The sequence below is a fragment of the Paraburkholderia sp. SIMBA_053 genome (assembly GCF_046534895.1).
GTDB classification, from domain to species: domain Bacteria; phylum Pseudomonadota; class Gammaproteobacteria; order Burkholderiales; family Burkholderiaceae; genus Paraburkholderia; species Paraburkholderia caledonica.
The window spans coordinates 1-23,258 of sequence record NZ_JAWRXU010000018.1 but is presented as its reverse complement, the minus strand read 5'-3'; the positions used below and the strand labels follow the sequence as shown (position 1 = coordinate 23,258).

Genomic DNA, 23,258 nt, shown 5'->3' with positions numbered 1-23,258 from the left:
TAATGGCACGCAGATGGCAGCGCATCAAGGGCGTGCTGATCAGTGCTATTGCGCTGTGCGTTTTCTGCGGCCCCGTGCCTCACGCCATCGCGCGCAATTACCCGGCACCCACCGGCACGAATGCACAGGGCCAAGGCACCATTGCGGCGGCGCAGTTGCCCCGCGAGGCGGTCAATACATTGAACTTGATTGCCGCTGGCGGGCCTTACCCGTATGAAAAGGACGGCGTCGTGTTCGGCAACCGCGAACGGTTGCTGCCGCCCAACCGGCGCGGCTTTTACCACGAATACACCGTTCCCACGCCTCGTTCACGTAGTCGCGGGGCGCGTCGCATCGTCTGCGGAGGTCCGCTGAAGCGCACCGACAATTGTTACTACTCGGACGACCATTACACCAGTTTTAATCGTATTGTTGAATGACATCGGGATGAACGGCATGAGCGACAACGTCTACGCGCACGACACCGGAGTCGCGACGGATCTTTTCGCGGCCGGCGACGGCAATCTTTTCCAGCGCGTCATGAAGATGCGCGCCGGCGAGCAGGGCCGTGAGAACCGGAGCGAAGCTGACAGTGTGGTTTCATCGAACGAGGAGCCCATGAGTCTTTTCAAGACCGTACGACCGAACATCGTACAGTCGATCCGCGCGTTTCGCGTTCAGGATCTCGCCGACGAGGCGAATCGACTCGGACAGCACTTTCTCTACGCGTATTGCGCAAACGCGCAGTCCAAGCAGGAAGTCCTGGAAACCATCGCTACATCGTTCCTGTTTCCGAAACATTTCGGCAAGAATTATGACGCGCTCTACGATTGCCTGACCGACCTGGTCCACAAGGCCGGTGCCCAGCCTGGCTTCGTGATCGTGCTCGAGCAATTGCCCGTCGCGCAGAAATTCGACAAGGAAGGGCGAGAGACGCTGCTCGACGTGTTTCGCGAAGCGGCCGAATTCTGGGCCGAGCGCAAGGTTGCGTTCCGCGTCTTTTATTCGTTCGCCTGAATGCTTTGAGCCGAACGCCTGAGTTCAGCCATAGCCGGAATCGCAAAGGCCCGCCAACTGGCGGGCCTTTGCTTTTGGCGGATTGGGCTTGAGCCCGGTGTCAGTGGCATTGGTGGTGCTGTGCCGGTCGCGCCTCCGTCCGCTTCGATCGCTGCCGTTGCGGCTGCCTACGCCATAGAGCCCACAAGCACCAACTCAATCACCGCCTCACCAGCCGCCCCACGCCGCCGCGAGTGCGGACAGAACCGCCATCCCAGCGGTCTCGGTGCGCAACACGCGCGGTCCGAGCCCGACCGCCTGAAATCCGTGGTCCGTTGCGGCGGCTTCTTCCGCGGCGGAAAAGCCGCCTTCGGGGCCGACCAGCACGGTGACAGGCCCCTTCGGCGGAATTGTGGGCAGTGCCGAAAAATGGATGCTCGCGCGTGGCGACAACAGAATGCGCAGTTCGTCTTCTGCGGGAACGCGCGGCATTGCGGCGAGCCAGGTGGCGATTTCGCGTACAGGCATGACTGTCGGCAGGCGGTTGCGTCCACATTGCTCACACGACGCCCGCACGATGCCTTCCCAGTGCGCATGCCGCCGAAGCGCACGATCGCCGTTCAGCCGCACGACGCTGCGCGTGGTGGTCAACGGCACGAAGCTCGAGGCGCCGAGTTCGACGGCCTTTTCGATCAGCCAGTCCATCTTGTCGCCGCTTGCTATGCCCTGAGCGAGCGTGAGCCGATACGGCGGCTCGACTTCGATATTGCGGAATTCGCCGACCTTCACGGTGACCGTGCGGCGTTCGATCGCGACGAGTTCGGCGCTGTATTCGCCGCCCTCACCGTTGAAAAGCACAATGGAGTCACCGGTCTGCAAGCGCAGCACGAGGACGTGCCGTACGACGTCATCGGGAAGTTGCATGATGTCGTCGGGCGAAAGAGACGTACCGACGAAGAAGCGAGGCATCAGAAAAATACTCATTAGTTCACGAAAGGTGGCGAGCGAGCGCCCAACGGTAGCCGTCCAGATCCTCGACCTGGGCGAAGCGGTCGCCCCAGAACTGGTCCTGTGGCTCGCTCAACGATTTGGCGCCGGCGGCAAGCGCCCGGGCGTAAACCGTGTCGACATCGTCGACGTAGACATAGAATGATTGCGGCGCGATCGCGCCCGCGCTGCGGGGTGTTTTTGCGGTGGAGCCGAACGCGCCTTCCGGCGCGAACATCACGATCAACTGACCTTGATAGGTCATTTCGACATGCATGACGACGCCGTCGTCCTGCACGCTATCCCGCAATTCGAAGCCGAATGCCGCGGTGTAAAAGGCACTCGCGGCTCGCGCGTCCCGTACCGTCAGATAGGGGGTCAACCAGGGCACACCGGCTGGGCGGGAGGCGGTCATGGGGTTCTCCAGATCTAGGGTTATTGGGCGCATGCCGGGCCGCCGGCAACGGGTTGCGCATCGGCAAAGAGATAGCGCAATCCGGCGAAGCCGTGCATTTTGCCCGTGCGTCAGTGTGACGGCTTTAAGAATTGACCTAGTTTATCTTGCACCGACGGCGATGCCGTAAAGAGTCCGGCATGCGCGGCAGGGCTGTAGTGCTTCCGTGCGTCGATTCCTCGCACGGCGAGGCGCTCGGCCACGATCTCCGCCGTCAGCGCGGCAGGATCGAGCGTGTCGCTGGCGGTCGCCATCATCCACAACGAGCCGTATAGCGGGACGAACGTGTTCATGCTGCGCACCACCGCGAACACGCTGCGCAGATCGCCCAGCAGGCCGGCAATGCGTTCGGCGTGGAAATAGGGCGAGCCCAGATGGACGGACAACACGGCGTTCGCGCTCATCACCCGCTTGAGCTGACTGTAGAAGGCGGTCGTGTACAGGCCGGCCGCTGGCGAGTCCGGCGGCGTCAGATCGAATACGACCAGATCGAACAGCGCTGACCGGGCCTGCGCGGCCGCGGTCACGAAATACGCGGCATCGCCGATCACGAGTTCGACGCGCGGATCGTCGAACGCGCCGCCGTGTACTTCGGGCATGTGCTCGCGGGTCAGGCGAACCACCTGTTCGTCGAGTTCGGCGACCACGATCCTTTCGATGCCCGGATGCGCCAGCAGTTGCCGCGCGGCGCCCCCGTCGCCTCCACCTAGCACCAGCGCGGCTTTCGGTGCCGGATGCGCCAACGCCGCCGGGTGCACCATGCACTCGTGATAGATGAACTCGTCGCCGGTGGACGTCATGGGACGGCCGTCCAGCGTGAAGATCCGGCCGAGCTGGCGCGTATCCCACACCTCGATGCGCTGGTAAGGCGAATCGACGCGTGCGATCAACGACGCGTCCGGGAATCCGTAGACAGCGTCCGGACTCGGGTGGAACAGCAAAGTAGCGCTCAAGATGGTTTGCCCAGTGTGAACGGGTTGGTTTCCGCTGCCCGATTGTAAGGTCGACGCGCGGCACGGTCTCGTGCGCGCCCCACGATGCGGAACGAATCAGCGGCTCTTTGGAGGCACCGGGCGGCGCCCGCCATGCGGCTTTGCGCACAGGGAGGGAGACAACGTTCTGTTAGAATGGCACGCTTTCAGCCTTGTCCGTTTGCTCTGCCCGTTTCGCGTCTTCCGGCGCCGCACCGTGCGCCGAAGCGGACTGGCCGCCGAGCTTCCGGGCCTCAAGCGCGCACCGCTTTCTGACTCTGTCTCCGGACTCGACATGACGACCCCGTCTCCCGCACCCACTTCCTTGATGGCCAACGCAATTCGCGCGCTGTCCATGGACGCCGTTCAACAAGCGAATTCCGGGCACCCCGGCATGCCAATGGGCATGGCCGAAATCGGCGTGGCCCTGTGGTCGCGCCATCTGCGCCACAATCCGAAGAACCCGCAATGGGCGGACCGAGACCGCTTCGTTCTGTCGAACGGCCACGGTTCGATGCTGCTGTACTCGCTGCTTCACCTGACCGGCTACGACCTGCCGATCAGCGAACTGAAGAACTTCCGCCAGATGCATTCGAAGACGCCGGGCCACCCGGAATACGGCATTACGCCGGGCGTCGAAACGACCACCGGCCCGCTCGGCCAGGGTCTGGCGAACGCGGTCGGCATGGCGCTCGCGGAGTCGCTGCTCGCCACCGAATTCAACAAGCCCGACGCGAAGATCGTCGACCACCACACGTATGTGTTCGTCGGCGACGGCTGCCTGATGGAAGGCATTTCGCATGAAGCGTGTTCGCTCGCGGGCGTGCTGAAGCTGAACAAGCTGATCGCGTTCTACGACGACAACGGCATTTCCATCGACGGCGAAGTGGTGCACTGGTTCCACGACGACACGCCGAAGCGCTTCGAAGCATACGGCTGGAACGTGATTCCGAACGTGGTCGGCCACGATGTCGACGCAGTCGACGCCGCCATCAAGAAGGCCAAGCAATCGGACAAACCCACGCTGATCTGCTGCAAGACCGTGATCGGCGAAGGTGCGCCGACGAAGGCTGGTAGCCACGACTCGCACGGCGCGCCGCTCGGCGACAAGGAAATTGCGGCCACGCGCGAGGCCATCGGCTGGAAGTGGGAGCCGTTTGTGATTCCGCAGGAAGTCTACGCAGCGTGGGACGCGAAAGAAGCGGGTGCTCGTTTCGAATCCGATTGGGATAAGGCGTTCGCGGCTTACGCGGCGAAATATCCGCAAGAAGCGGCTGAATTCACGCGTCGTATGGGCAAGCAACTGCCCGCTGACTGGAAGGAAAAGGCGAAGGCGATCATCGCCGGCGCGAACGAGCGTGCCGAAACGGTCGCGACGCGCAAGGCATCGCAGCAGGCCATCGAGGCTTTGTCCGCAGTGCTGCCAGAACTGCTCGGCGGCTCGGCCGACCTGACCGGCTCGAACCTGACCAACTGGAAGGCCGCGAAGCCCGTTCGCGTGAACGGCGAAGGCCGCGCGGCAGGCAATTACGTTAACTACGGCGTGCGCGAGTTCGGCATGAGCGCCGCGATCAACGGCGTTGCGCTGCACGGCGGCTTCAAGGCTTTCGGCGGCACTTTCCTGACGTTCTCCGACTACAGCCGCAACGCGCTGCGCGTTGCCGCGCTGATGAAGGCGCCGTCCATCTTCGTGTTCACGCACGACTCGATCGGTCTCGGTGAAGACGGCCCGACTCACCAGTCGGTCGAACACGTAGCGAGCTTGCGTCTGATTCCGCATCTGCAGGTGTGGCGTCCCGCGGATACCGTCGAAACGGCGGTGGCGTGGACTCACGCGGTCGAACACCATGGCCCGTCGTGCCTGATTTTCAGCCGTCAGAACCTGCAGTTCTCTGAGCGCACGGACGCGCAGATCGCTAACATTGAGAAGGGCGGTTATGTGCTGCGCGACTGGAACGACGAGATCGTTGCGCGCAAAATCATCCTGATGGCCACCGGTTCGGAAGTCGAACTGGCGCTCAAGGCGGTCGAGCCGCTGGCGCGCGAGGGCATCGCGGCGCGCGTCGTCTCCATGCCGTCCACCACGGTGTTCGACAAGCAGGATGCGGAATACCGCGAACGCGTGCTGCCGCAAGGCGTGCGCCGGGTCGCGATCGAAGCGGGCGTGACGGATTTCTGGCGCAAGTACGTGGGTCTGGAAGGCGGCGTGGTCGGCATCGACACGTTCGGCGAATCGGCCCCGGCTGGCGTGCTGTTCAAGCATTTCGGCTTCACCGTCGAACACGTGGTAGAGACGGCCAAAGCCGCACTCGGCTGATCTGAAGCAAAGCGTTGCCGCACGGCTGAAGCAGGAGCACGAACGCGCGGCAACGCAGCCGGTCAGACGAACATCGACGTATTTTTTTAGTCATCAGGAGATAGATCATGACGATTCGCGTTGCAATCAACGGCTACGGCCGGATCGGCCGCAACACGCTGCGCGCCTTCTATGAAAACGGCAAGAAGCACGATATCGAAATCGTCGCCATCAACGATCTGGGCGATGCCAAGACCAATGCTCACCTGACGCAATATGACACCGCGCACGGCAAGTTCCCGGGCGAAGTGTCGGTGGACGGCGACTACCTGGTTGTGAACGGCGACAAGATCCGCGTGCTGGCCAACCGCAACCCGGCTGAACTGCCGTGGGGCGAGCTGAACGTCGACGTCGTGATGGAATGCACGGGCTTTTTCACGACGAAGGAAAAAGCAAGCGCGCACATCAAGGGCGGCGCGAAGAAGGTCATCATTTCGGCGCCGGGCGGCAAGGACGTCGACGCAACGATCGTCTACGGCGTGAACCACAACGTGCTGAAGGCATCGGACACGGTGATCTCGAACGCATCGTGCACGACGAACTGCCTCGCGCCGCTCGTCAAGCCGCTGAACGACAAGATCGGCCTCGTGAACGGCCTGATGACGACCATTCACGCGTACACGAACGACCAGGTTCTGACGGACGTGTACCACGAAGACCTGCGCCGCGCGCGCTCGGCCACGCATAGCCAGATCCCGACCAAGACGGGCGCTGCATCGGCTGTCGGCCTGGTGCTGCCGGAACTGAACGGCAAGCTGGACGGCTACGCGATTCGCGTGCCGACCATCAACGTGTCGGTGGTCGATCTGTCGTTCATCGCCGCACGCGACACGACGGTCGAAGAAGTCAACTCGATCATGAAGGAAGCGTCGCAAGGCGCGCTGAAGGGCATCCTCGGCTACAACGACGCGCCGCTGGTCTCGATCGACTTCAACCACAACCCGGCTTCGTCGACGTTCGACGCGACGCTGACCAAGGTGTCGGGCCGCCTGGTGAAGGTGTCGAGCTGGTATGACAACGAGTGGGGCTTCTCGAACCGCATGCTGGACACGGCCGTGGCGCTCGCCAACGCGAAGTAAGCCGTTCTGTGCTTTTCCGGACGCCGTCGTCGTAACGTCGGCGGTTCGGTTTAGCGCGGTTCGCAAAAAAAGCCGCTCTTCGGAGCGGCTTTTTTACGCCTGCCGAGTGTCGAAATAGACGCCGGACGCCGCCGCGTTTCAGGCAAAGAAATTCGCCCGACCAAAAAAAATGGCCCGGCCGATTCAACCCGGCCGGGCCATTTTTCTGCTGTTTGCTAATCGTTCGACCGCGCCCCCCGACACGGCCGGCACCGCGTCAATGCTTGCGATGCGGGCAGTTTTCCTTCGTGCAGGCGCCGTAGAGCGCCAGTGCGTGTTCCTGCAGCTTGAAGCCGCGTTCCTTCGCGATGGACTGCTGACGACTCTCGATTTCGGAGTCGAAAAATTCTTCGACGAGGCCGCAATCGAGGCACACGAGATGGTCGTGATGCGACCCTTCGTTCAGCTCGAAAACAGCCTTGCCCGATTCGAAATTACTGCGCGAGAGCAGGCCGGCCTGCTCGAATTGCGTCAGCACACGATAGACGGTGGCAAGACCGATATCGAGCTCCTCGTGCAGGAGGTTGCGGTACACGTCTTCGGCCGTCAGGTGACGCACCGGGCTGTGCTGGAAAATCTCGAGGATTTTGAGGCGCGGAAGGGTCGCCTTGAGCCCGATGTTCTTGAGATCGGTTGGATTGGTCATGACAAGGGATCCCTAGAGTACAATGCTGGGCTCTCATAGTAATGTGTTTTTGCCGTTCTGGTCATCTTCGATGGAATGAAACTCGCGCGGCTCGTCAGCGGGCCCGCACGGTGAGTGAAATGATTTCAAAATCTCAACTGATCTACCGGGGGAGCCGCATGCGGGGTACCTTGACCGCTGTTGCGGCTGTCGCGATTCTTGCAGGATGTTCCACGTACGACAGCCTCACCCAGCGGGTTGCTCAAAGCATCACGCCGTACCGGATTACCGTTGTGCAAGGCAACTTCGTTTCGAAAGAAGCCGCTGCGCAAATGCAGGTGGGCCTGTCGCGCGCACAGGTGCGTCAGTTGCTGGGCACGCCGCTCCTCGCCGACATGTTCCACGCAGATCGCTGGGACTACGTGTTCTATTTCAAGCGCGGCTCGACTAACGTCGTGCAGCAGCGCGACTTCGTGGTCAATTTCGCAGGCGATCGCGTCGCCAGCTGGAGCGGCGGCGAAGATCTGCCGTCCAACCTCGAACTGCTCGCTGAGATCGACGGTGACAAGCGCGGTAAGAAAGCCGCCGCGGCGAGCGTAGCGAGCAGCACGGGCGAGGCAAGCGCGCCGGTAGTCACGGCGCCGGTCACGGTCGACACCGCGCGTTCGCCGTCCGTCGAAGGTGCAGCCGCAGCGGCCGCGCCGTCTACCGACGCGAACGCTGAAGCCGCTCAAGCCGCGAATCGTGCGACGAATGCGGTGCAAGCGCCGTCGCGGAACACGCCGTCGTCGGTGCGCTCAACCGCTCCGACCGCGAATGCCGGCGGCATCCCGCCGCAAGGCCCGACGTCCGGTGGTCAGCCGCAGTTCCAGTTCCACCGTCCGCCGCCGCCGCAATCGCCGTCGTCGCAGGACAATCCGGTTGGGCCGACGGGCTCGCAAAGCAGCGGCTCGACGCAGAACGCGCCGGTTGGCACGCCGTCCACTTCGGGAACGAGCCAGTAATAGCGCTGTCCTTGTTTTAAGACGGCCGCTGCGCATTCGCCCGCCGTGGAGTGTCACTCCAAAGTGTCGCTTCGGGCTTCGCGCGGCGCCGTCGGATTCTCTGCTGTTCCAGTCCCGCGCGGTGCGAGGGCGCGCTGCCCGCCGCCGCTTTTGCCCGCCTCTGCCGGGCTGTGTCTTTCGAACCCTCGTAGCCATGAAAATTGCGATTGCTGGCGCATCGGGCCGTATGGGCCGCATGCTCATCGAAACCGTTCTCAACGATTCCGACGCCACGCTGTCGGGCGCGCTCGACCGTGCGGGTTCTCCGCAACTCGGTCAGGACGCCGGCGCCTTTCTCGGCAAGCAGACGGGCGTGATGCTGACCGACGACATTGAACGTGTGTTCGCGGAATCGGACTACCTGATCGACTTCACGCGCCCTGAAGGCACGCTGACGCATCTGGAAGCCGCGCAGCGTCACAACGTGAAAATGGTGATCGGCACGACCGGCTTCGACAATGAGCAGAAGGCGCAACTGCGCGCCGCGGCCGACAACATCGCGATCATGTTCGCGTCGAATATGAGCGTGGGCGTGAACGTTACGCTCAAGCTGCTCGAGTACGCCGCGAAGCATTTCGCGACCGGCTACGACATCGAGATCATCGAGGCGCATCATCGTCACAAGGTCGATGCGCCGTCGGGCACCGCGCTGACAATGGGCGAAGTGATCGCCAACGCTCTTGGGCGCAATCTCGACGATTGCGCGGTCTATAGCCGCGAAGGCGTGACCGGCGAGCGCGATCCGTCCACGATCGGATTTTCGGCGATCCGCGGCGGCGATATCGTCGGCGACCATACGGTGCTGTTCGCCGGCATCGGCGAGCGCATTGAAATCACGCACAAATCGGCGAGCCGCCTGTCGTACGCGCAGGGCGCGCTGCGTGCCGTGCGTTTCCTCGAAGGCCACCAGACCGGCTTCTTCGACATGCAAGACGTGCTCGGCCTGCGCTAAACGCGGCGCGCAGGGCTTACTTATCCGCACGAACTCACTTTTCCCCGGCGAAATCAGATGGCAGGCGGCAGCGGCATCATCCATTACCTGCAAACGAGCGACGCGATCACGCATGGCGTCGCTTATGTGCTGCTGGCGATGTCGATTGCGAGCTGGTGCTTCCTGATCGTCAAGGCCTGGGTGCTGGTGCGGGCCAAACGTCAGGCGACGCGCGCTGTCGCGCGCTTCTGGCAGGCGCCGACCCTCGCAGAAGGTGTCGCCGAATTGAAGCGCACCGACCGCGAGCGCGTTTTCGCGCCGCTTGCAGAAGCGGCGCTCCATGCAGCCGAAGTCGATATTCCCGGCGCACTGCTTGCGCGCGTCGAGCGCAGCGAGCGTGTGGTTCGCGCGCTGCGTCAGGCGCTCAATGCGTCGCAGCGCAGGCTCGAATTCGGCCAGGTGCTGCTGGCTTCGGTGGGCAGCACGGCGCCTTTCGTCGGCCTGCTCGGCACCGTTTGGGGCATTTATCACGCGCTCGGCAGCATTGCCGCGAGCGGTCAGGCGCAGATCGAGAACGTCGCCGGGCCGGTCGGCGAGGCGCTCATCATGACGGCCTTCGGTCTCGTGGTGGCGATTCCCGCAGTGCTCGCCTACAACGTGCTGGGGCGCCTCGTGCGGCAGCTGTCGGAGGAACTCGACGGATTCGCGCACGATCTGCACGCGTACGTGTGCGCGCCCGTGGGCCAGCAGCAAGCACCGGTGCGCGGTCCAAAGGCCACGACTCAGTAAGGGCAATAAGCGCAATCGGCACTAGGCGCGCGTCACGACATAGGAGGCGGCATGGCGTTCGGCGGACTGGAGAAAAAGCAGACGGCTGCACCGATGGCCGAGATCAACATGACGCCGCTGATCGACGTGATGCTGGTGCTGCTGGTGATTTTCATCATTACCGCGCCTTTATTCACGCACGCGATCCGGCTCGACCTGCCGAAGGTCGCGTCCGCGCCGGCGCGCGAAACGCCGCAAACCATTTCTCTTTCAATCGACGCGGCGGGCAAGCTCTACTGGGACGGCAGCGTCATCACGCTTGACCAGATGCGCGGGCGCTTCGCGCAAGCCGGCAAGCAGGCCGACCAGCCCGAAATTCATCTGCACGCCGAGCGCAATACGCGCTACGAGGTGATCGCGCAGGTCATGGGCGCCGCGCAGCAGGCCGGTCTTGAGCGCATCGGCTTCGTGACCGAGCCGCCGCCACCAGGCGCGCAGCAGTAGGCGCGCGGGCGCTCGCCACGCGGCGCAGCCGTCCGCGAACGGTATAATCAGCCCTTTCCCCGCAGTACGGGAAACGACGCCATTTCATCCAGCAAAAGCACCAAGCGGCCGGTGCGGAAGCACCGAACCCAGCGATCCCATCACACCATGCACGAAAAATACGTTCCCTCCGACGTCGAATCCGCCGCGCAAGGGCAATGGCGCGCCATCGACGCGTACAAGACATCGGAAACCACCGACAAGCCCAAGTTCTACTGCGTCTCGATGCTGCCGTATCCGTCGGGCAAGCTGCACATGGGGCACGTGCGCAACTACACGATCAACGACGTGATGTACCGCTATCTGCGGATGAACGGCTACAACGTGCTGATGCCAATGGGTTGGGACGCGTTCGGCATGCCGGCTGAAAACGCCGCGATGGCCAACAACGTGCCGCCGGCAAAGTGGACCTACGACAACATCGCTTACATGAAGAAGCAGATGCAGTCCATGGGCCTCGCGATCGACTGGTCGCGCGAAGTCGCCACCTGCAGCCCCGATTACTACAAGTGGAACCAGTGGTTGTTCCTGAAGATGCTGGAAAAGGGCATCGCGTACAAGAAAACCGGCACCGTGAACTGGGACCCGGTCGATCAAACGGTGCTCGCGAACGAGCAGGTGATCGACGGTCGCGGCTGGCGCTCGGGCGCGCTCGTCGAGAAGCGCGAAATCCCGATGTACTACATGCGCATCACGCAGTACGCAGACGAGTTGCTGAACGATCTGGAAGGCCTCGGCTGGCCCGAGCGCGTGAAGATCATGCAGCAGAACTGGATCGGCAAGAGCTTCGGCGTGAACTTCGGTTTCCCGTATGAAATCGACGGCGAACAGAAGCTGTTGCGTGTGTTCACCACGCGCGCCGACACGATCATGGGCGTGACCTTCGCCGCGGTCGCCGCTGAGCACCCGCTTGCCACGCGTCTCGCGCAAGACAAGCCGGAACTGCAGGCTTTCATCGACGAATGCAAGCGCGGCGGCGTGGCGGAAGCCGACGTCGCGACCATGGAAAAGAAGGGCATGCGCACCGGCTTTTTCGTCAAGCATCCGCTCACGCAGGAACCGGTCGAAGTGTGGATCGGCAACTACGTGCTGATGACTTACGGCGAAGGCGCGGTGATGGGCGTGCCGGCGCACGACGAGCGCGATTTCGCGTTCGCGAAGAAATACGGTCTGCCGATCAAGCAGGTGGTGGCGGTCGAAGGCAAGGAATTTTCGACGCAGGCCTGGGAAGAGTGGTACGGCGAGAAGGGCGGTACGCTCGTCAACAGCGGCAAGTACGACGGCCTGAACTACGAACAGGCAGTGGACGCAATCGCCGCCGACCTGAAGGCGCTGGGTCTGGGCGACAAGCAGATCACGTGGCGTCTGCGTGATTGGGGCGTGTCGCGCCAGCGTTACTGGGGCACGCCGATTCCGATCATCCACTGCCCGAAGTGCGGGGACGTGCCGGTACCGGAAAAAGACCTGCCCGTCGTGCTGCCCGAGGACCTCGTGCCGGACGGCACGGGCAATCCCCTTGCGAAGTCCGAAGCGTTCGTGAATTGCACCTGCCCGACCTGTGGCAGCGCGGCCAAACGCGAGACGGACACGATGGACACGTTCGTCGATTCGTCGTGGTACTTCTACCGCTACGCATCGCCGGGCGCACCGACCATGGTCGATGAGCGCACCGACTACTGGGCGCCGATGGACCAGTACATCGGCGGCATCGAGCACGCGATTCTGCACCTGTTGTACTCGCGCTTCTGGGCGAAAGTGATGCGCGACCTCGGTCTCGTCAAGTTCGGCGAGCCGGCGAAAAACCTGCTCACGCAGGGCATGGTGCTCAACGAAACCTACTATCGGGAAGACGCCACGGGCAAGAAAACCTGGTACAACCCGGCCGACGTCACCGTTTCCTTCGACGACAAAGGCCGCCCGGTCGGTGCCGTGCTGAACTCGGACGGCCTGCCGGTCGTGCTGGGCGGCGTCGAGAAGATGTCGAAGTCGAAGAACAACGGCGTCGATCCGCAATCCCTGATCGATCAGCACGGCGCGGACACCGCGCGTCTGTTCGTCATGTTCGCCGCACCGCCCGAGCAGCAGCTGGAGTGGTCGGGCTCGGGCGTGGAAGGCGCGAGCCGCTTCCTGCGCCGCGTGTGGAGCTTTGGTCACGCGAACGAAGCGGCGCTGCGCGCAGGCGGCCAGTTCGACGCCGCGCAACTCGCCGATGCTGACAAACTGCTGCGTCGCGAAATCTACAGCGTGCTCAAGCAGGCTGACTTCGACTACCAGCGTTTGCAGTACAACACGGTCGTGTCGGCCGCGATGAAAATGCTCAACGCGCTCGACAGCGCAAAGGGCGCGCAGCCTGCTGTGTTGCGCGAAACTTATGGTGTGATGCTGCGCGTGCTGTATCCGGTCGTGCCGCACCTCACGTTCCAGTTGTGGCAGGAACTCGGTTACGCCGACGAGTTCGGCTCGCTGCTCGACGCGCCGTGGCCCAAGGTCGACGAGAAGGCGCTCGAGCAATCGGAGATCGAACTCGTGCTGCAGGTGAACGGCAAGGTGCGCGGCGCGCTGACGGTGTCGAAAGACGCGTCGCGCGAATCGATCGAGCAGTTGGCGGCCGCGCATGAAATGGTCGTGAAATTCAGCGAAGGCAAGGCGCCCAAGAAGATTGTCGTGGTGCCGGGCCGCCTCGTGAACGTGGTCGTTTGACGATCCAGCAGCATCTGTCAACAGGCATGGCGCCGTCGCGTGCGGCGGCGCGTGCCTCTCGCCGGGAACCCACTGCGAACCAGGAGCCAATGTGACTCGCAGATCGTTTTTTCTGACGCTGGCTTGCAGCGTATTGATGTTGTCCGCGTGCGGTTTTCAATTGCGCGGCCAGCAGGACTATGCGTTCAAGCGCCTGTTCGTCGCCGGCGGCTCGGCATCGGCGAACGCGCGGCTCGCGCGCATGGTGCAAGGCGGCAGCGACACGGTCGTGGTGAACTCGGTGACCAGCGCGGACGCTACGCTGCAGATTACCGAAGGCCGCGGCTACAGCACGCTGACGCTGAACTCGCTGGGCGTCGTGGAAGAGTATCAATTGAATCTCTCCATGAACTACTCGCTGATCGGCAAGGACGGCACGGTGCTGATTCCGCCGAGCGTGATCGCACTGAACCGCGCGATGACCTATAGCGACAAGTACTCGCAAGCGAAAGCCGCCGAGTCGGACATCCTCTTCGCCGACATGGAAAACGACGCGATCGACCAGCTCACGCGCCGTCTGTCGAGCGTGCGTTCGCTGCATCCGGCGCCGGGCGAGCAGGTGCCGGCCGTCGCGCCGCGCGCGCCTTTGCCGCCGCCGCCGCTGTGAGCGCGGGCGTCGACGGGATCTGAGAAATACATAGCCATGCAACTGCGACTTGACGCGCTCGAAGCGCATCTCGCCAAGGGACTCGCCGGACTGTACGTCGTGTACGGCGACGAGCATCTGCTCGCGCAGGAAGCGTGCGACCGGATTCGTGCGGCGGCGCGCGCGGCCGGCTTCACCGATCGCTCGGTGTTCACCGTGGAGCGCGGTTTCGACTGGAGTTCGCTGTTGGGCGCGAGCCAGTCGATGTCGCTGTTCGGTGACCGTCAACTGGTCGAACTGCGCATTCCGTCGGGCAAGCCCGGCAAGGAAGGCGCAGATGCGCTGAAAGCGCTGGCGGCCGCCGTCAATGACGACGTCTTGACCATGATCACGCTGCCGCGGCTCGACGCGGCCACGCAGAAATCCGCCTGGTTCACAGCGCTTGCCGACGCGGGCGTCGCGTTGAAAATCGATCCGGTCGAGCGCGCGCAGTTGCCGAACTGGGTCGGCAAGCGGCTCGCGGCGCAAGGCCAGCGGGTCGCCGCCGGGGAAGAAGGGCGGCGCGCGCTCGCGTTCATCGCCGAGCGTGTCGAAGGCAACCTGCTCGCGGCGCATCAGGAAATTCAGAAGCTCGGCTTGCTTTATCCGGCCGGCTCGCTGAGCTTCGAGCAGATTCACGACGCCGTGCTCAACGTCGCGCGCTACGACGTGTTCAAGCTGAACGAGGCGATGCTCGCGGGCGACGTCGGCCGTCTGTCGCGCATGCTCGACGGACTGCGCGGCGAAGGCGAAGCTGCGGTCCTCGTGCTGTGGGCGGTCGTCGAAGAATTGCGTACGCTTTTGCGCATCAAACGCGGCGTCGCGGCCGGCAAACCGCTCGCGATGCTGGTGCGCGAGAACCGCGTGTGGGGGCCGCGCGAGCGGTTGATCGGGCCGGCTTTGTCACGCGTTACCGAGGCCTCGCTGGAAAAAGCGCTGGCGCTGGCGGCGCGGCTTGATCGCCAGGTCAAGGGTTTGTCGGGTGGCACGCCTGGCAATCATCGCAATGACCCGCCGCCCGATCCTTGGGACGGCTTGTTTGAACTCGCGATGACGGTCGCGTCGCCGAAAACGGCGCCTGTTCCGCCGCCGCGACCTCGGGGCGCAGCCGGGGGCAGGCCGGCGTGATCCGGTAATGCAGGCCAGGCTGTGGTCACATTCGCTGTGGGCACATGCAGGGGTGACGAGCGCCGCGGCTCTGGCGGACGGCTAAACCGTCCGGACCACGAGTTCGCTTTAGCCTGCCGGGCTTCGCGTGCTGAAGATTGGCGGCTTCCGCGGGATAGATAGCGCTGGCCACCATCGCAAGCAGAGCGCGTTGCCCCGACTTACAATCGTTGAATCATTCGCTAAACAGCCTTTGCGCCGCACGTCGACGTGCGCGCCATCACGAGAATCACATGGATATCGACCAGTACATGACCGACCTCGGCCGCCGCGCCCGCCAGGCCTCGCGTGCGATGGCGCGGGCGTCGACGGCCGCGAAGAACGCGGCACTCGCGGCAGTCGCAGCGGGTATCGAGCGCGACGCCGCGTTGCTCAAGGAAGCCAACGCGCGTGACCTCGCGCGGGCACGCGACAAAGGCCACGACGCGGCTTTCATCGACCGGCTGACTTTGTCGGACAAAGCGCTGAAAACGATGGTCGAAGGCCTGCGCCAGGTCGCGGCGCTCGCCGACCCGATCGGCGAGATCAGCAATCTGAAGTACCGGCCGAGCGGAATTCAGGTCGGGCAGATGCGCGTGCCGCTCGGGGTGATCGGCATCATCTACGAATCGCGTCCGAACGTGACGATCGACGCCGCCGCGCTCTGCCTGAAGTCGGGCAACGCCACGATCCTGCGCGGCGGTTCGGAAGCGTTGGAATGCAACACGGCGCTGGCGAAGCTGATCGGCGAGGGGCTCGAAGCTGCCGGCTTGCCGCAGGACGCCGTGCAGGTTGTCGCGACTGCGGACCGCGCCGCGGTCGGCAAGCTGATCACAATGACCGAGTACGTCGACGTGATCGTTCCGCGCGGTGGCAAGAGTCTGATCGAGCGGCTGATGAACGAAGCGCGAGTGCCGATGATCAAGCACCTCGACGGCATTTGTCACGTGTACGTGGACGACCGCGCGGATCTCGCGAAGGCGCTGACGGTCTGCGACAACGCCAAAACGCACCGCTATGGCACCTGCAACACGATGGAGACGCTGCTCGTCGCGCGTGATATCGCGTCGACGGTGTTGCCGCCTCTTGGCAAGCTGTATCGCGAAAAAGAAGTCGAGTTGCGCGTGGACGCGGCGGCGCGTGCGGTGCTGGCCGACGCGGGCGTGGGCCCGCTGGTCGATGCAACGGAAGATGACTGGCGCACCGAATATCTCGCGCCGGTGCTGGCGATCAAGGTGGTCGACGATCTGGACGCAGCGATCGAGCACATCAACACCTATAGCTCGCAGCACACCGACGCGATCGTCACCGAAGACCACGACCGCGCCATGCGTTTCCTGCGCGAAGTTGATTCGGCAAGCGTCATGGTGAATGCATCGACCCGTTTCGCCGACGGCTTCGAGTTTGGCCTTGGCGCCGAAATCGGCATCTCAAATGACAAGCTTCATGCGCGCGGTCCGGTGGGGCTGGAAGGTTTGACGTCGCTGAAGTACGTCGTGCTCGGACATGGCGAAGGGCGCCAATAAGCGCTCATCCAATGGTAGGCGTGGCCGTGCAACGCGGCCACGTTTGTCCGCCTGTCTACGCCTCCTGGCGTTGCCGCGACCGTCGGTCACTGTGCGTCGCGATGGATGATCGCCATGATTGCCGCCGCTGGTCACAACAGGCTGTCACCACAGGCTGACCATGACACGCTGGTTACAACACTCAACACGCACCCAAGGACATCCGATGCTCTGGATCAAGACGTTTCATATCGTTCTGGTCGCTTCCTGGTTCGCCGGTCTGTTCTATTTGCCGCGCATTTTCGTCAACCTGGCGATGGAAACCGAACCGGCGGCGGTGAAGCGTCTCCTGATCATGGCGCGCAAACTGTTTCGCTTCATGTCGTTTATCGCCGTGCCGGCGCTCATTTGCGGGCTGTGGCTCTGGCTCGTCGTGGGGATCGGACGAGGACAGGGCTGGATTCACGCGAAGGTCGGCGTCGTCGTGCTGCTGGTGATTTATCACGCGTACTGCGGCGTGTTGCTGCGGACATTCGAGCGCGGGCAGAACCGCCGCACGCACAAGTGGTATCGGATGTTCAACGAACTGCCCGTGCTCGGGATGCTGGCAGCGGTCGCACTGGTGGTCATCAAGCCATTCTGATTTGAGCCACACGCGTAGCGTGTCGGATGACTAATTGTTCGCATGTTTCGCTGCGAGTAGTGTCGCTCGCGGCGTGACGAGTAACGTAGTGGCTTGACTTCAGCGACGCGGCATTCCCCCGCCGCTCAACTCCAACAGCGAATGCGTGAAGCTTGCTCCCTGGAAGCGGTCCGCACACTCTGTGGGCATCCTAAATTTCCGCTTCCCCATCGATTCCAGGCGCTGAACCCTGTCGCCCTGGCTAAGACTTTTCTGAATTGCGGTGCGGCAGATTTGCCGCGCTTGTCCGTGCGCGGCATCCCTCGCCGCTAACATCGGCGGACTCGCTTCTCATCGAATTTCTGGCTTGCGTCCATCGCGCAAGCGCCTCACGGACTCTTCCATTCTCTCGCCGCTAGTCTGCTAGACGGCAAGCCCGCCTATGCGCCCTAAAGCGCGCCGCATCGACTCCACGTTTGTCTGCAAACGCCAGCCGCCGCAGGACGCGCTTTTAGTCCTCGTCTGATTCTGTCTGTTGGACGCGTCTCATATTCTCAGCTTCGAACATTAGCAAAGCACGACGGCCATAGCCCAGCTTCGCTCAATGTCGAGCCGCAGTGCGCGGTTGTCGTGTGTCCAACTTAATTATGAGTCTTTCATGAACAAGAATCGGTTCCGCCGGGTATTTAGCAAACGTCTCGGCATGCTCGTCGCTGTCGCGGAAAACGTCGCGAGTCAAGGTAAGCAAGCAGGTGAAAGCGCCGGCGTGGGTCCTTCGGGCCGCGAACTGGGCGTCGTTTCCACGATGACCGCCATGGCCGTCGCGCTCGTCGCATTTCAGCCGTCGGTGAGCCGCGCGCAGTCGCTGCCGACCAACGGCCAGGTGATGGCAGGTCAGGCGAGCATTTCGCAGAACACCAACACGATGACTGTCAATCAAGGTACGCAACGTACTGTGATCGACTGGAATTCGTTCAACGTCGGCACGGGCAATACCGTGCAATTCAATCAGCCGAACGCGCAAGCACAGGCGCTGAACCGCGTAACGGGCGGCGGTGCTTCCAACATTCAAGGTTCGCTCCTCGCCAATGGCCAGGTGCTGATTCAGAACGCGAACGGCGTGCTGTTCAGCAAAGGCTCGGTGGTCAACGTCGGCTCGCTGCTGGCAACGACCAAGTCGGTCGATTCGAACGCGTTCATGGCAGGCGGCCCGCTCTCGCTGAAGTCCACGGGAACGAATGGCAGCGTCGTCAACGACGGCGCGATCAACGCCCAAGGCTACGTCGTCCTGATGGGCGACCAGGTGCGCAACAGCGGCGCAATCACCACGGCCCAAGGCGGCCAGGTCGCGCTCGCGGCGGGCGACAGCGCGATGGTTGCGCTGCCGAACGGCCAGGGCATCCAGTTGACGCTGACGAACGCGTCGGCGAACGCGCTGGTGGAAAACAGCGGCAACATCAAGGCCGAGAACGGCACGGTGCTGCTCACGGCGCGTGGCAGCAACACGCTGCTGAACACGGTGGTGAACCTCTCGGGCGTGGTGCGCGCGGGCACGGTTGTCGCCGATGCCGGCAACACGGGCGACGTGGCGGTGACGGGCAAGATCGACGCATCGAGCGCAGTGGGCCAAGGCGGCACGGTGGTGCTGTCGGGCGATCGCGTGGGCGTGTTCGGCAATGCATCGATCGATGCGAGCGGCGCGACGCAGGGCGGTAAGGTCATCATTGGCGGCGATAGCCTGCATAAGCTGGACGGCACGCAAGCTCAATCGATGCTGCAAGACGGCGTGCAGTTCGCGAACTTCACGCAAGTGGATGCTGGCGCGACGATCGATGCCGGTTCGGCACACGGCAACGGCGGCTTCGTCGAAACGTCGGGCCATAGCCTCAACGTGCAAGGTCAGGTGAGCGCGGCGGCACCGGAAGGCCAGGCTGGCCAATGGCTGATCGATCCGACCGATGTGACCATCAGCACGGGCGCGGATGCCGGCTACAACGGCACGGTGACGAGCGGCTTTGCCGGCACGGGCAACACCGCGACGGTGAAGAACACGACGATCAGCAACGCGCTGAACGCGGGCACGGACGTGACGATCACCACGGCTAGCGCGGGTACGGCCACGGGCAATATCGTTCAGCAGGCTGGTGCGGATATTACGAAGACCGCGGGCGGCAACGCTAACCTGACGATGCTGGCCAACGGCAGCATCCAGCTGAACGGCAATGTCACGACCACCAGCAACAAGCTGAATATGAACCTGACCGCTGACATGAGCGGCAATCACAATGGTTCGGTGACGGTGCAAGGCGCCAACACGGATCTGGGCGGCGGTACGCTCACGATCTCGGGCAACACCGTCAATGGCAGCGGCCTCGCGGGTGCAAACTCAGTCTATTTGGCCGGTAATCAGAGCAACATCGGCGGCGGCTCGATTACGGGGGCGGCGAATACGGGCTCGGGGGTGACCTTCGCCGGCAACTTCACGGAAGTCGGCAACGGCACGATGACCGTGACGGGGACATCCAATAGCGCCGCTGGCGTCCAGTTCGCTGTCGGTTCGAATGTTACGAAGACGGGAGGCGGGGAGTTCGACGTCGACGGCATATCCGTCAGCGGCGCGGGCGTCGCCGCTGGTGCAGCTGGCTATGCCACTGCTAATACTATCAACGTTCAGGGAAGCGGAACGCTTAACCTGAATGGCACCAGCTCAACGTCTTATGGCGTCGCCCTTTGGGATTCCTTTGAGAACGTGAATGGCACTGCGACCCTGAACATTCGAGGTAACACCGACACCGGCGCAATGGGTGTGGGTTTCGCCTCAACGTCGCTCGCTTCCGGCTACTCCGGCTACGGGCACGTGCAGTCGTCCGAGAGTGGAAGGATTAACGTAGTCGGCATTTCCAATCACGGTAGCGGCGTTGTGGCCTACGGAACGAAAATGGACGTGTTGGACAACTCGTCGATCAACATAACCGGAACCTCGCCCTCTAACGAAGGATGGGGCATTACGCTGTGGCAACCAATCACCGTCAGCGGTAACGGCGCATTTAATCTTAACGGGAGTGGAGATCGGGGTGTTGATTGGTACGGTAACCTGAATGTTTCGGGGAACGGCTCTGTGGACGTAAGCGCTGAAGGGATTTCGATGGGTTTGGCGCTGCCGAACACTCAGCTCTCCGACAACGCAACGCTCACGCTTAACGGTACTGCGGAAATCGGCGGCAGTGGTATCAATTCGCGCGGTGTAATTGACGTTTCCGGTAATGCAGCGGTGACAGGTACGGGTACATCAAACCTTGCTGGGGGCGTCGTTATCGCGGGGCTTAACGTAACAGGTAACGGTTCTGTTGATCTCACCGGAAATTCTACGGAAGGAAGCGGTGTAGTCGTTACAAACGTCGCTTTGACAGACAACGGTACGGTCAACCTCAGCGGCAACTCTCTGAACGGCGCGGGCGTGATGGAAAAGGGCGTCGTCAACATTTCGGGCAACGGCGCGGCGGACATCACCGGGAACTCGACCAATGGGCCAGGTTTTGTCGAAGACGCGAACGCCTCAATCAACGTTTCGGGAAATGGCGCGACTAACATCTCGGGCTTTTCGACGAACGGCAGCGGCGCGGTGATCAACGGCAGCGTGAATGTGGCCGATAACGGCACGGTCAACATCTCCGGCAACTCGACGAACGGCAACGGTGCTGTGATTAACGGCGCCGTAAACGTGACTGACAACGGCTCGTTCAACGTCAGCGGCAACACGGCGAACGGCACGGGTGTGATTGTCGAACCGAACGGCTCGATCAACATCTCGGGCAACGGTGCAGCGGACATCAGCGGCGATGCTAAGAATGGCAACGGCACGGTGATCGACGGCGATGTGAACGTGACAGACAACGGCACGATCAATATTTCCGGCAACTCCGCTAACGGCACAGGTGTGATCGTCGATCCGAACGGTTCGATCAACACGACCGACAACGGCACGACGAACATCTCGGGTCAAGGCACGGATTCGGGCGTGGATATCAACGGTTCGGTGGACACGTCAGGCAACGGCACGACCGACATCTCGGGCAACGCGTCGAACGGCACCGGCGTGACCGTTGATCCGAACGGCTCGATCAACACGACCGACAACGGCACGACGAACATCTCGGGTCAGGGCACGGATTCGGGCGTGGATATCAACGGTTCGGTGGACACGTCAGGCAACGGCACGACCGACATCTCGGGCAACGCGTCGAACGGCACCGGCGTGATCGTTGATCCGAACGGCTCGATCAACACGACCGACAACGGCACGACCAACATCTCGGGTCAGGGCACGGATTCGGGCGTGGATATCAACGGTTCGGTGGACACGTCAGGCAACGGCACGACCGACATCTCGGGTAACGCGTCGAACGGCACGGGCGTGATCGTTGATCCGAACGGCTCGATCAACACGACTGACAACGGCACGACGAACATCTCGGGTCAGGGCACCGATGCTGGTGTGGACATCAACGGCAGCGTTGACACCTCCGGCAACGGCACAACTGACATCTCGGGCAACGCCAGCAACGGTACGGGTGTGATCGTCGATCCGAACGGTTCGATCAACACGACCGACAACGGCACGACGAACATCTCCGGCAATGGCACGGATGCAGGCGTGGACATCAATGGTTCGGTGGACACGTCGGGTAACGGCACGACCGATATTTCGGGTAACGCGTCGAACGGCACGGGCGTGATCGTTGATCCAAACGGTTCGATCAACACGACCGACAACGGCACGACCAACATCTCCGGCAACGGCACGGATGCAGGCGTGGACATCAACGGCAGCGTTGACACCTCCGGCAACGGCACGACCGATATTTCGGGCAATGCGTCGAACGGCACGGGTGTGATCGTTGATCCGAACGGCTCGATCAACACGACCGACAGTGGCACGACGAACATCTCGGGTCAGGGCACAGATGCGGGTGTGGACATCAATGGTTCGGTGGACACGTCGGGCAACGGTACGACCGACATCTCGGGCAATGCGTCGAACGGCACGGGTGTGATCGTTGATCCGAATGGTTCGATCAACACGACTGACAATGGCACGACGAATATCTCGGGCAACGGCACGGATGCGGGCGTGGACATCAACGGTTCGGTGGACACGTCGGGCAACGGCACGACTGACATCAGCGGCAACTCGACTGATGGCACGGGCGTAGTCGTCGATCCGAACGGTTCGATCAACACCTCGGGTAATGGCTCGACGAACATCTCGGGCGATTCGACCAACGGCACGGGCACGGACATCAACGGTTCGATCAACACGACGGACAACGGCACGATCAACATCAGCGGTAACTCGACTGATGGCACGGGCGTAGTCGTCGATCCGAACGGTTCGATCAACACCTCGGGTGGCGGATCGACTAACATCTCGGGTGATTCGACCAACGGCACGGGCACGGATATCAACGGTTCGATCAACACGACGGACAACGGCACGATCAACATCAGCGGCAACTCGACTGATGGCACGGGCGTGATCGTCGATCCGAACGGTTCGATCAATACGTCGGGTGATGGCTCGACGAACATCTCGGGTGATTCGACCAATGGTACGGGCACAGACATCAACGGTTCGATCAACACGACGGACAACGGCACGATCAACATCAGCGGTAACTCGACTGATGGCACGGGCGTGATCGTCGATCCGAACGGTTCGATCAACACCTCGGGTGATGGGTCGACCAATATCTCCGGTGATTCGACCAACGGTACGGGCACGGACATCAACGGTTCGATCAACACGACGGACAACGGCACGATCAACATCAGCGGCAACTCGACTGATGG

General features: G+C 62.5%; 18 protein-coding genes. 14 read left to right on the top strand and 4 right to left on the bottom strand.

Features of this window, described 5'->3' with window-relative positions; genetic code table 11:
• The first annotated feature begins 2 nt into the window (after nt 1–2).
• On the top strand, nt 3–419 hold the full coding sequence (locus SB753_RS31180; RefSeq protein ID WP_020071291.1) for a ribonuclease: 417 nt from the start codon (nt 3–5) through the stop codon (nt 417–419).
• A 7-nt stretch (nt 420–426) separates the two neighbouring features.
• On the top strand, nt 427–996 hold the full coding sequence (locus SB753_RS31175; RefSeq protein WP_020071292.1) for a barstar family protein: 570 nt from the start codon (nt 427–429) through the stop codon (nt 994–996).
• 207 nt (nt 997–1,203) lie between these two features.
• Here SB753_RS31175 and SB753_RS31170 read toward each other — a convergent pair whose 3' ends face one another.
• The 3 genes from SB753_RS31170 to speE form a co-directional block, all read right to left on the bottom strand.
• Nucleotides 1,204–1,944, bottom strand: coding sequence for a 16S rRNA (uracil(1498)-N(3))-methyltransferase (locus SB753_RS31170; protein ID WP_087752242.1), 741 nt, complete (start codon nt 1,942–1,944; stop codon nt 1,204–1,206).
• 19 nt (nt 1,945–1,963) lie between these two features.
• Nucleotides 1,964–2,377 (bottom strand): VOC family protein, encoded by a 414-nt coding sequence (locus SB753_RS31165; protein WP_020071294.1) that lies wholly within the window; start codon nt 2,375–2,377, stop codon nt 1,964–1,966.
• Nucleotides 2,378–2,487: 110 nt separating this feature from the next.
• Nucleotides 2,488–3,369: a polyamine aminopropyltransferase gene (gene speE, locus SB753_RS31160; RefSeq protein WP_410803686.1), complete on the bottom strand. Its 882-nt coding sequence runs from the start codon at nt 3,367–3,369 to the stop codon at nt 2,488–2,490.
• 313 nt (nt 3,370–3,682) lie between these two features.
• On the opposite strand from speE, the gene tkt reads away from it, so the two are divergent.
• Both tkt and gap read left to right on the top strand, forming a co-directional pair.
• The gene (gene tkt / locus SB753_RS31155) at nt 3,683–5,704 is read left to right on the top strand and encodes a transketolase (protein WP_087752251.1); all 2,022 of its coding nucleotides are present in this window, start codon (nt 3,683–3,685) and stop codon (nt 5,702–5,704) included.
• 107 nt (nt 5,705–5,811) lie between these two features.
• Nucleotides 5,812–6,822, top strand: a complete 1,011-nt coding sequence (gene gap, locus SB753_RS31150) for a type I glyceraldehyde-3-phosphate dehydrogenase (RefSeq protein WP_020071297.1) — start codon at nt 5,812–5,814, stop codon at nt 6,820–6,822.
• Nucleotides 6,823–7,078: 256 nt separating this feature from the next.
• On the opposite strand, the gene fur is transcribed toward gap, so the two are convergent.
• A complete protein-coding gene (fur, locus tag SB753_RS31145; RefSeq protein ID WP_012434340.1) occupies nt 7,079–7,507 on the bottom strand; it encodes a ferric iron uptake transcriptional regulator in 429 nt (142 codons plus the stop codon).
• Between the two features lie 158 nt (nt 7,508–7,665).
• On the opposite strand from fur, the gene SB753_RS31140 reads away from it, so the two are divergent.
• The 10 genes from SB753_RS31140 to SB753_RS31095 form a co-directional block, all read left to right on the top strand.
• Complete coding sequence (locus SB753_RS31140) at nt 7,666–8,490, top strand: outer membrane protein assembly factor BamE (RefSeq protein ID WP_410803751.1); 825 nt, start codon at nt 7,666–7,668, stop codon at nt 8,488–8,490.
• 193 nt (nt 8,491–8,683) lie between these two features.
• A complete protein-coding gene (gene dapB, locus SB753_RS31135; RefSeq protein ID WP_392395618.1) occupies nt 8,684–9,481 on the top strand; it encodes a 4-hydroxy-tetrahydrodipicolinate reductase in 798 nt (265 codons plus the stop codon).
• Between the two features lie 57 nt (nt 9,482–9,538).
• Complete coding sequence (locus tag SB753_RS31130) at nt 9,539–10,249, top strand: MotA/TolQ/ExbB proton channel family protein (protein WP_410803682.1); 711 nt, start codon at nt 9,539–9,541, stop codon at nt 10,247–10,249.
• 51 nt (nt 10,250–10,300) lie between these two features.
• Nucleotides 10,301–10,732: an ExbD/TolR family protein gene (locus SB753_RS31125; RefSeq protein WP_204522442.1), complete on the top strand. Its 432-nt coding sequence runs from the start codon at nt 10,301–10,303 to the stop codon at nt 10,730–10,732.
• 147 nt (nt 10,733–10,879) lie between these two features.
• Nucleotides 10,880–13,471, top strand: a complete 2,592-nt coding sequence (leuS, locus tag SB753_RS31120) for a leucine--tRNA ligase (protein ID WP_410803681.1) — start codon at nt 10,880–10,882, stop codon at nt 13,469–13,471.
• Nucleotides 13,472–13,562: 91 nt separating this feature from the next.
• Nucleotides 13,563–14,117, top strand: a complete 555-nt coding sequence (gene lptE, locus SB753_RS31115) for an LPS assembly lipoprotein LptE (protein WP_204522440.1) — start codon at nt 13,563–13,565, stop codon at nt 14,115–14,117.
• A gap of 36 nt (nt 14,118–14,153) precedes the next feature.
• Nucleotides 14,154–15,263: a DNA polymerase III subunit delta gene (gene holA, locus SB753_RS31110; protein ID WP_410803679.1), complete on the top strand. Its 1,110-nt coding sequence runs from the start codon at nt 14,154–14,156 to the stop codon at nt 15,261–15,263.
• Nucleotides 15,264–15,535: 272 nt separating this feature from the next.
• On the top strand, nt 15,536–16,807 hold the full coding sequence (locus tag SB753_RS31105) for a glutamate-5-semialdehyde dehydrogenase (RefSeq protein ID WP_087752247.1): 1,272 nt from the start codon (nt 15,536–15,538) through the stop codon (nt 16,805–16,807).
• Between the two features lie 205 nt (nt 16,808–17,012).
• Entirely contained in the window at nt 17,013–17,429 is a 417-nt protein-coding gene (locus SB753_RS31100; RefSeq protein ID WP_087752248.1) for a CopD family protein, read from the top strand.
• A 637-nt stretch (nt 17,430–18,066) separates the two neighbouring features.
• On the top strand, nt 18,067–23,258 hold a 5,192-nt coding region (locus tag SB753_RS31095; protein ID WP_410803678.1), incomplete at its 3' end, for a beta strand repeat-containing protein.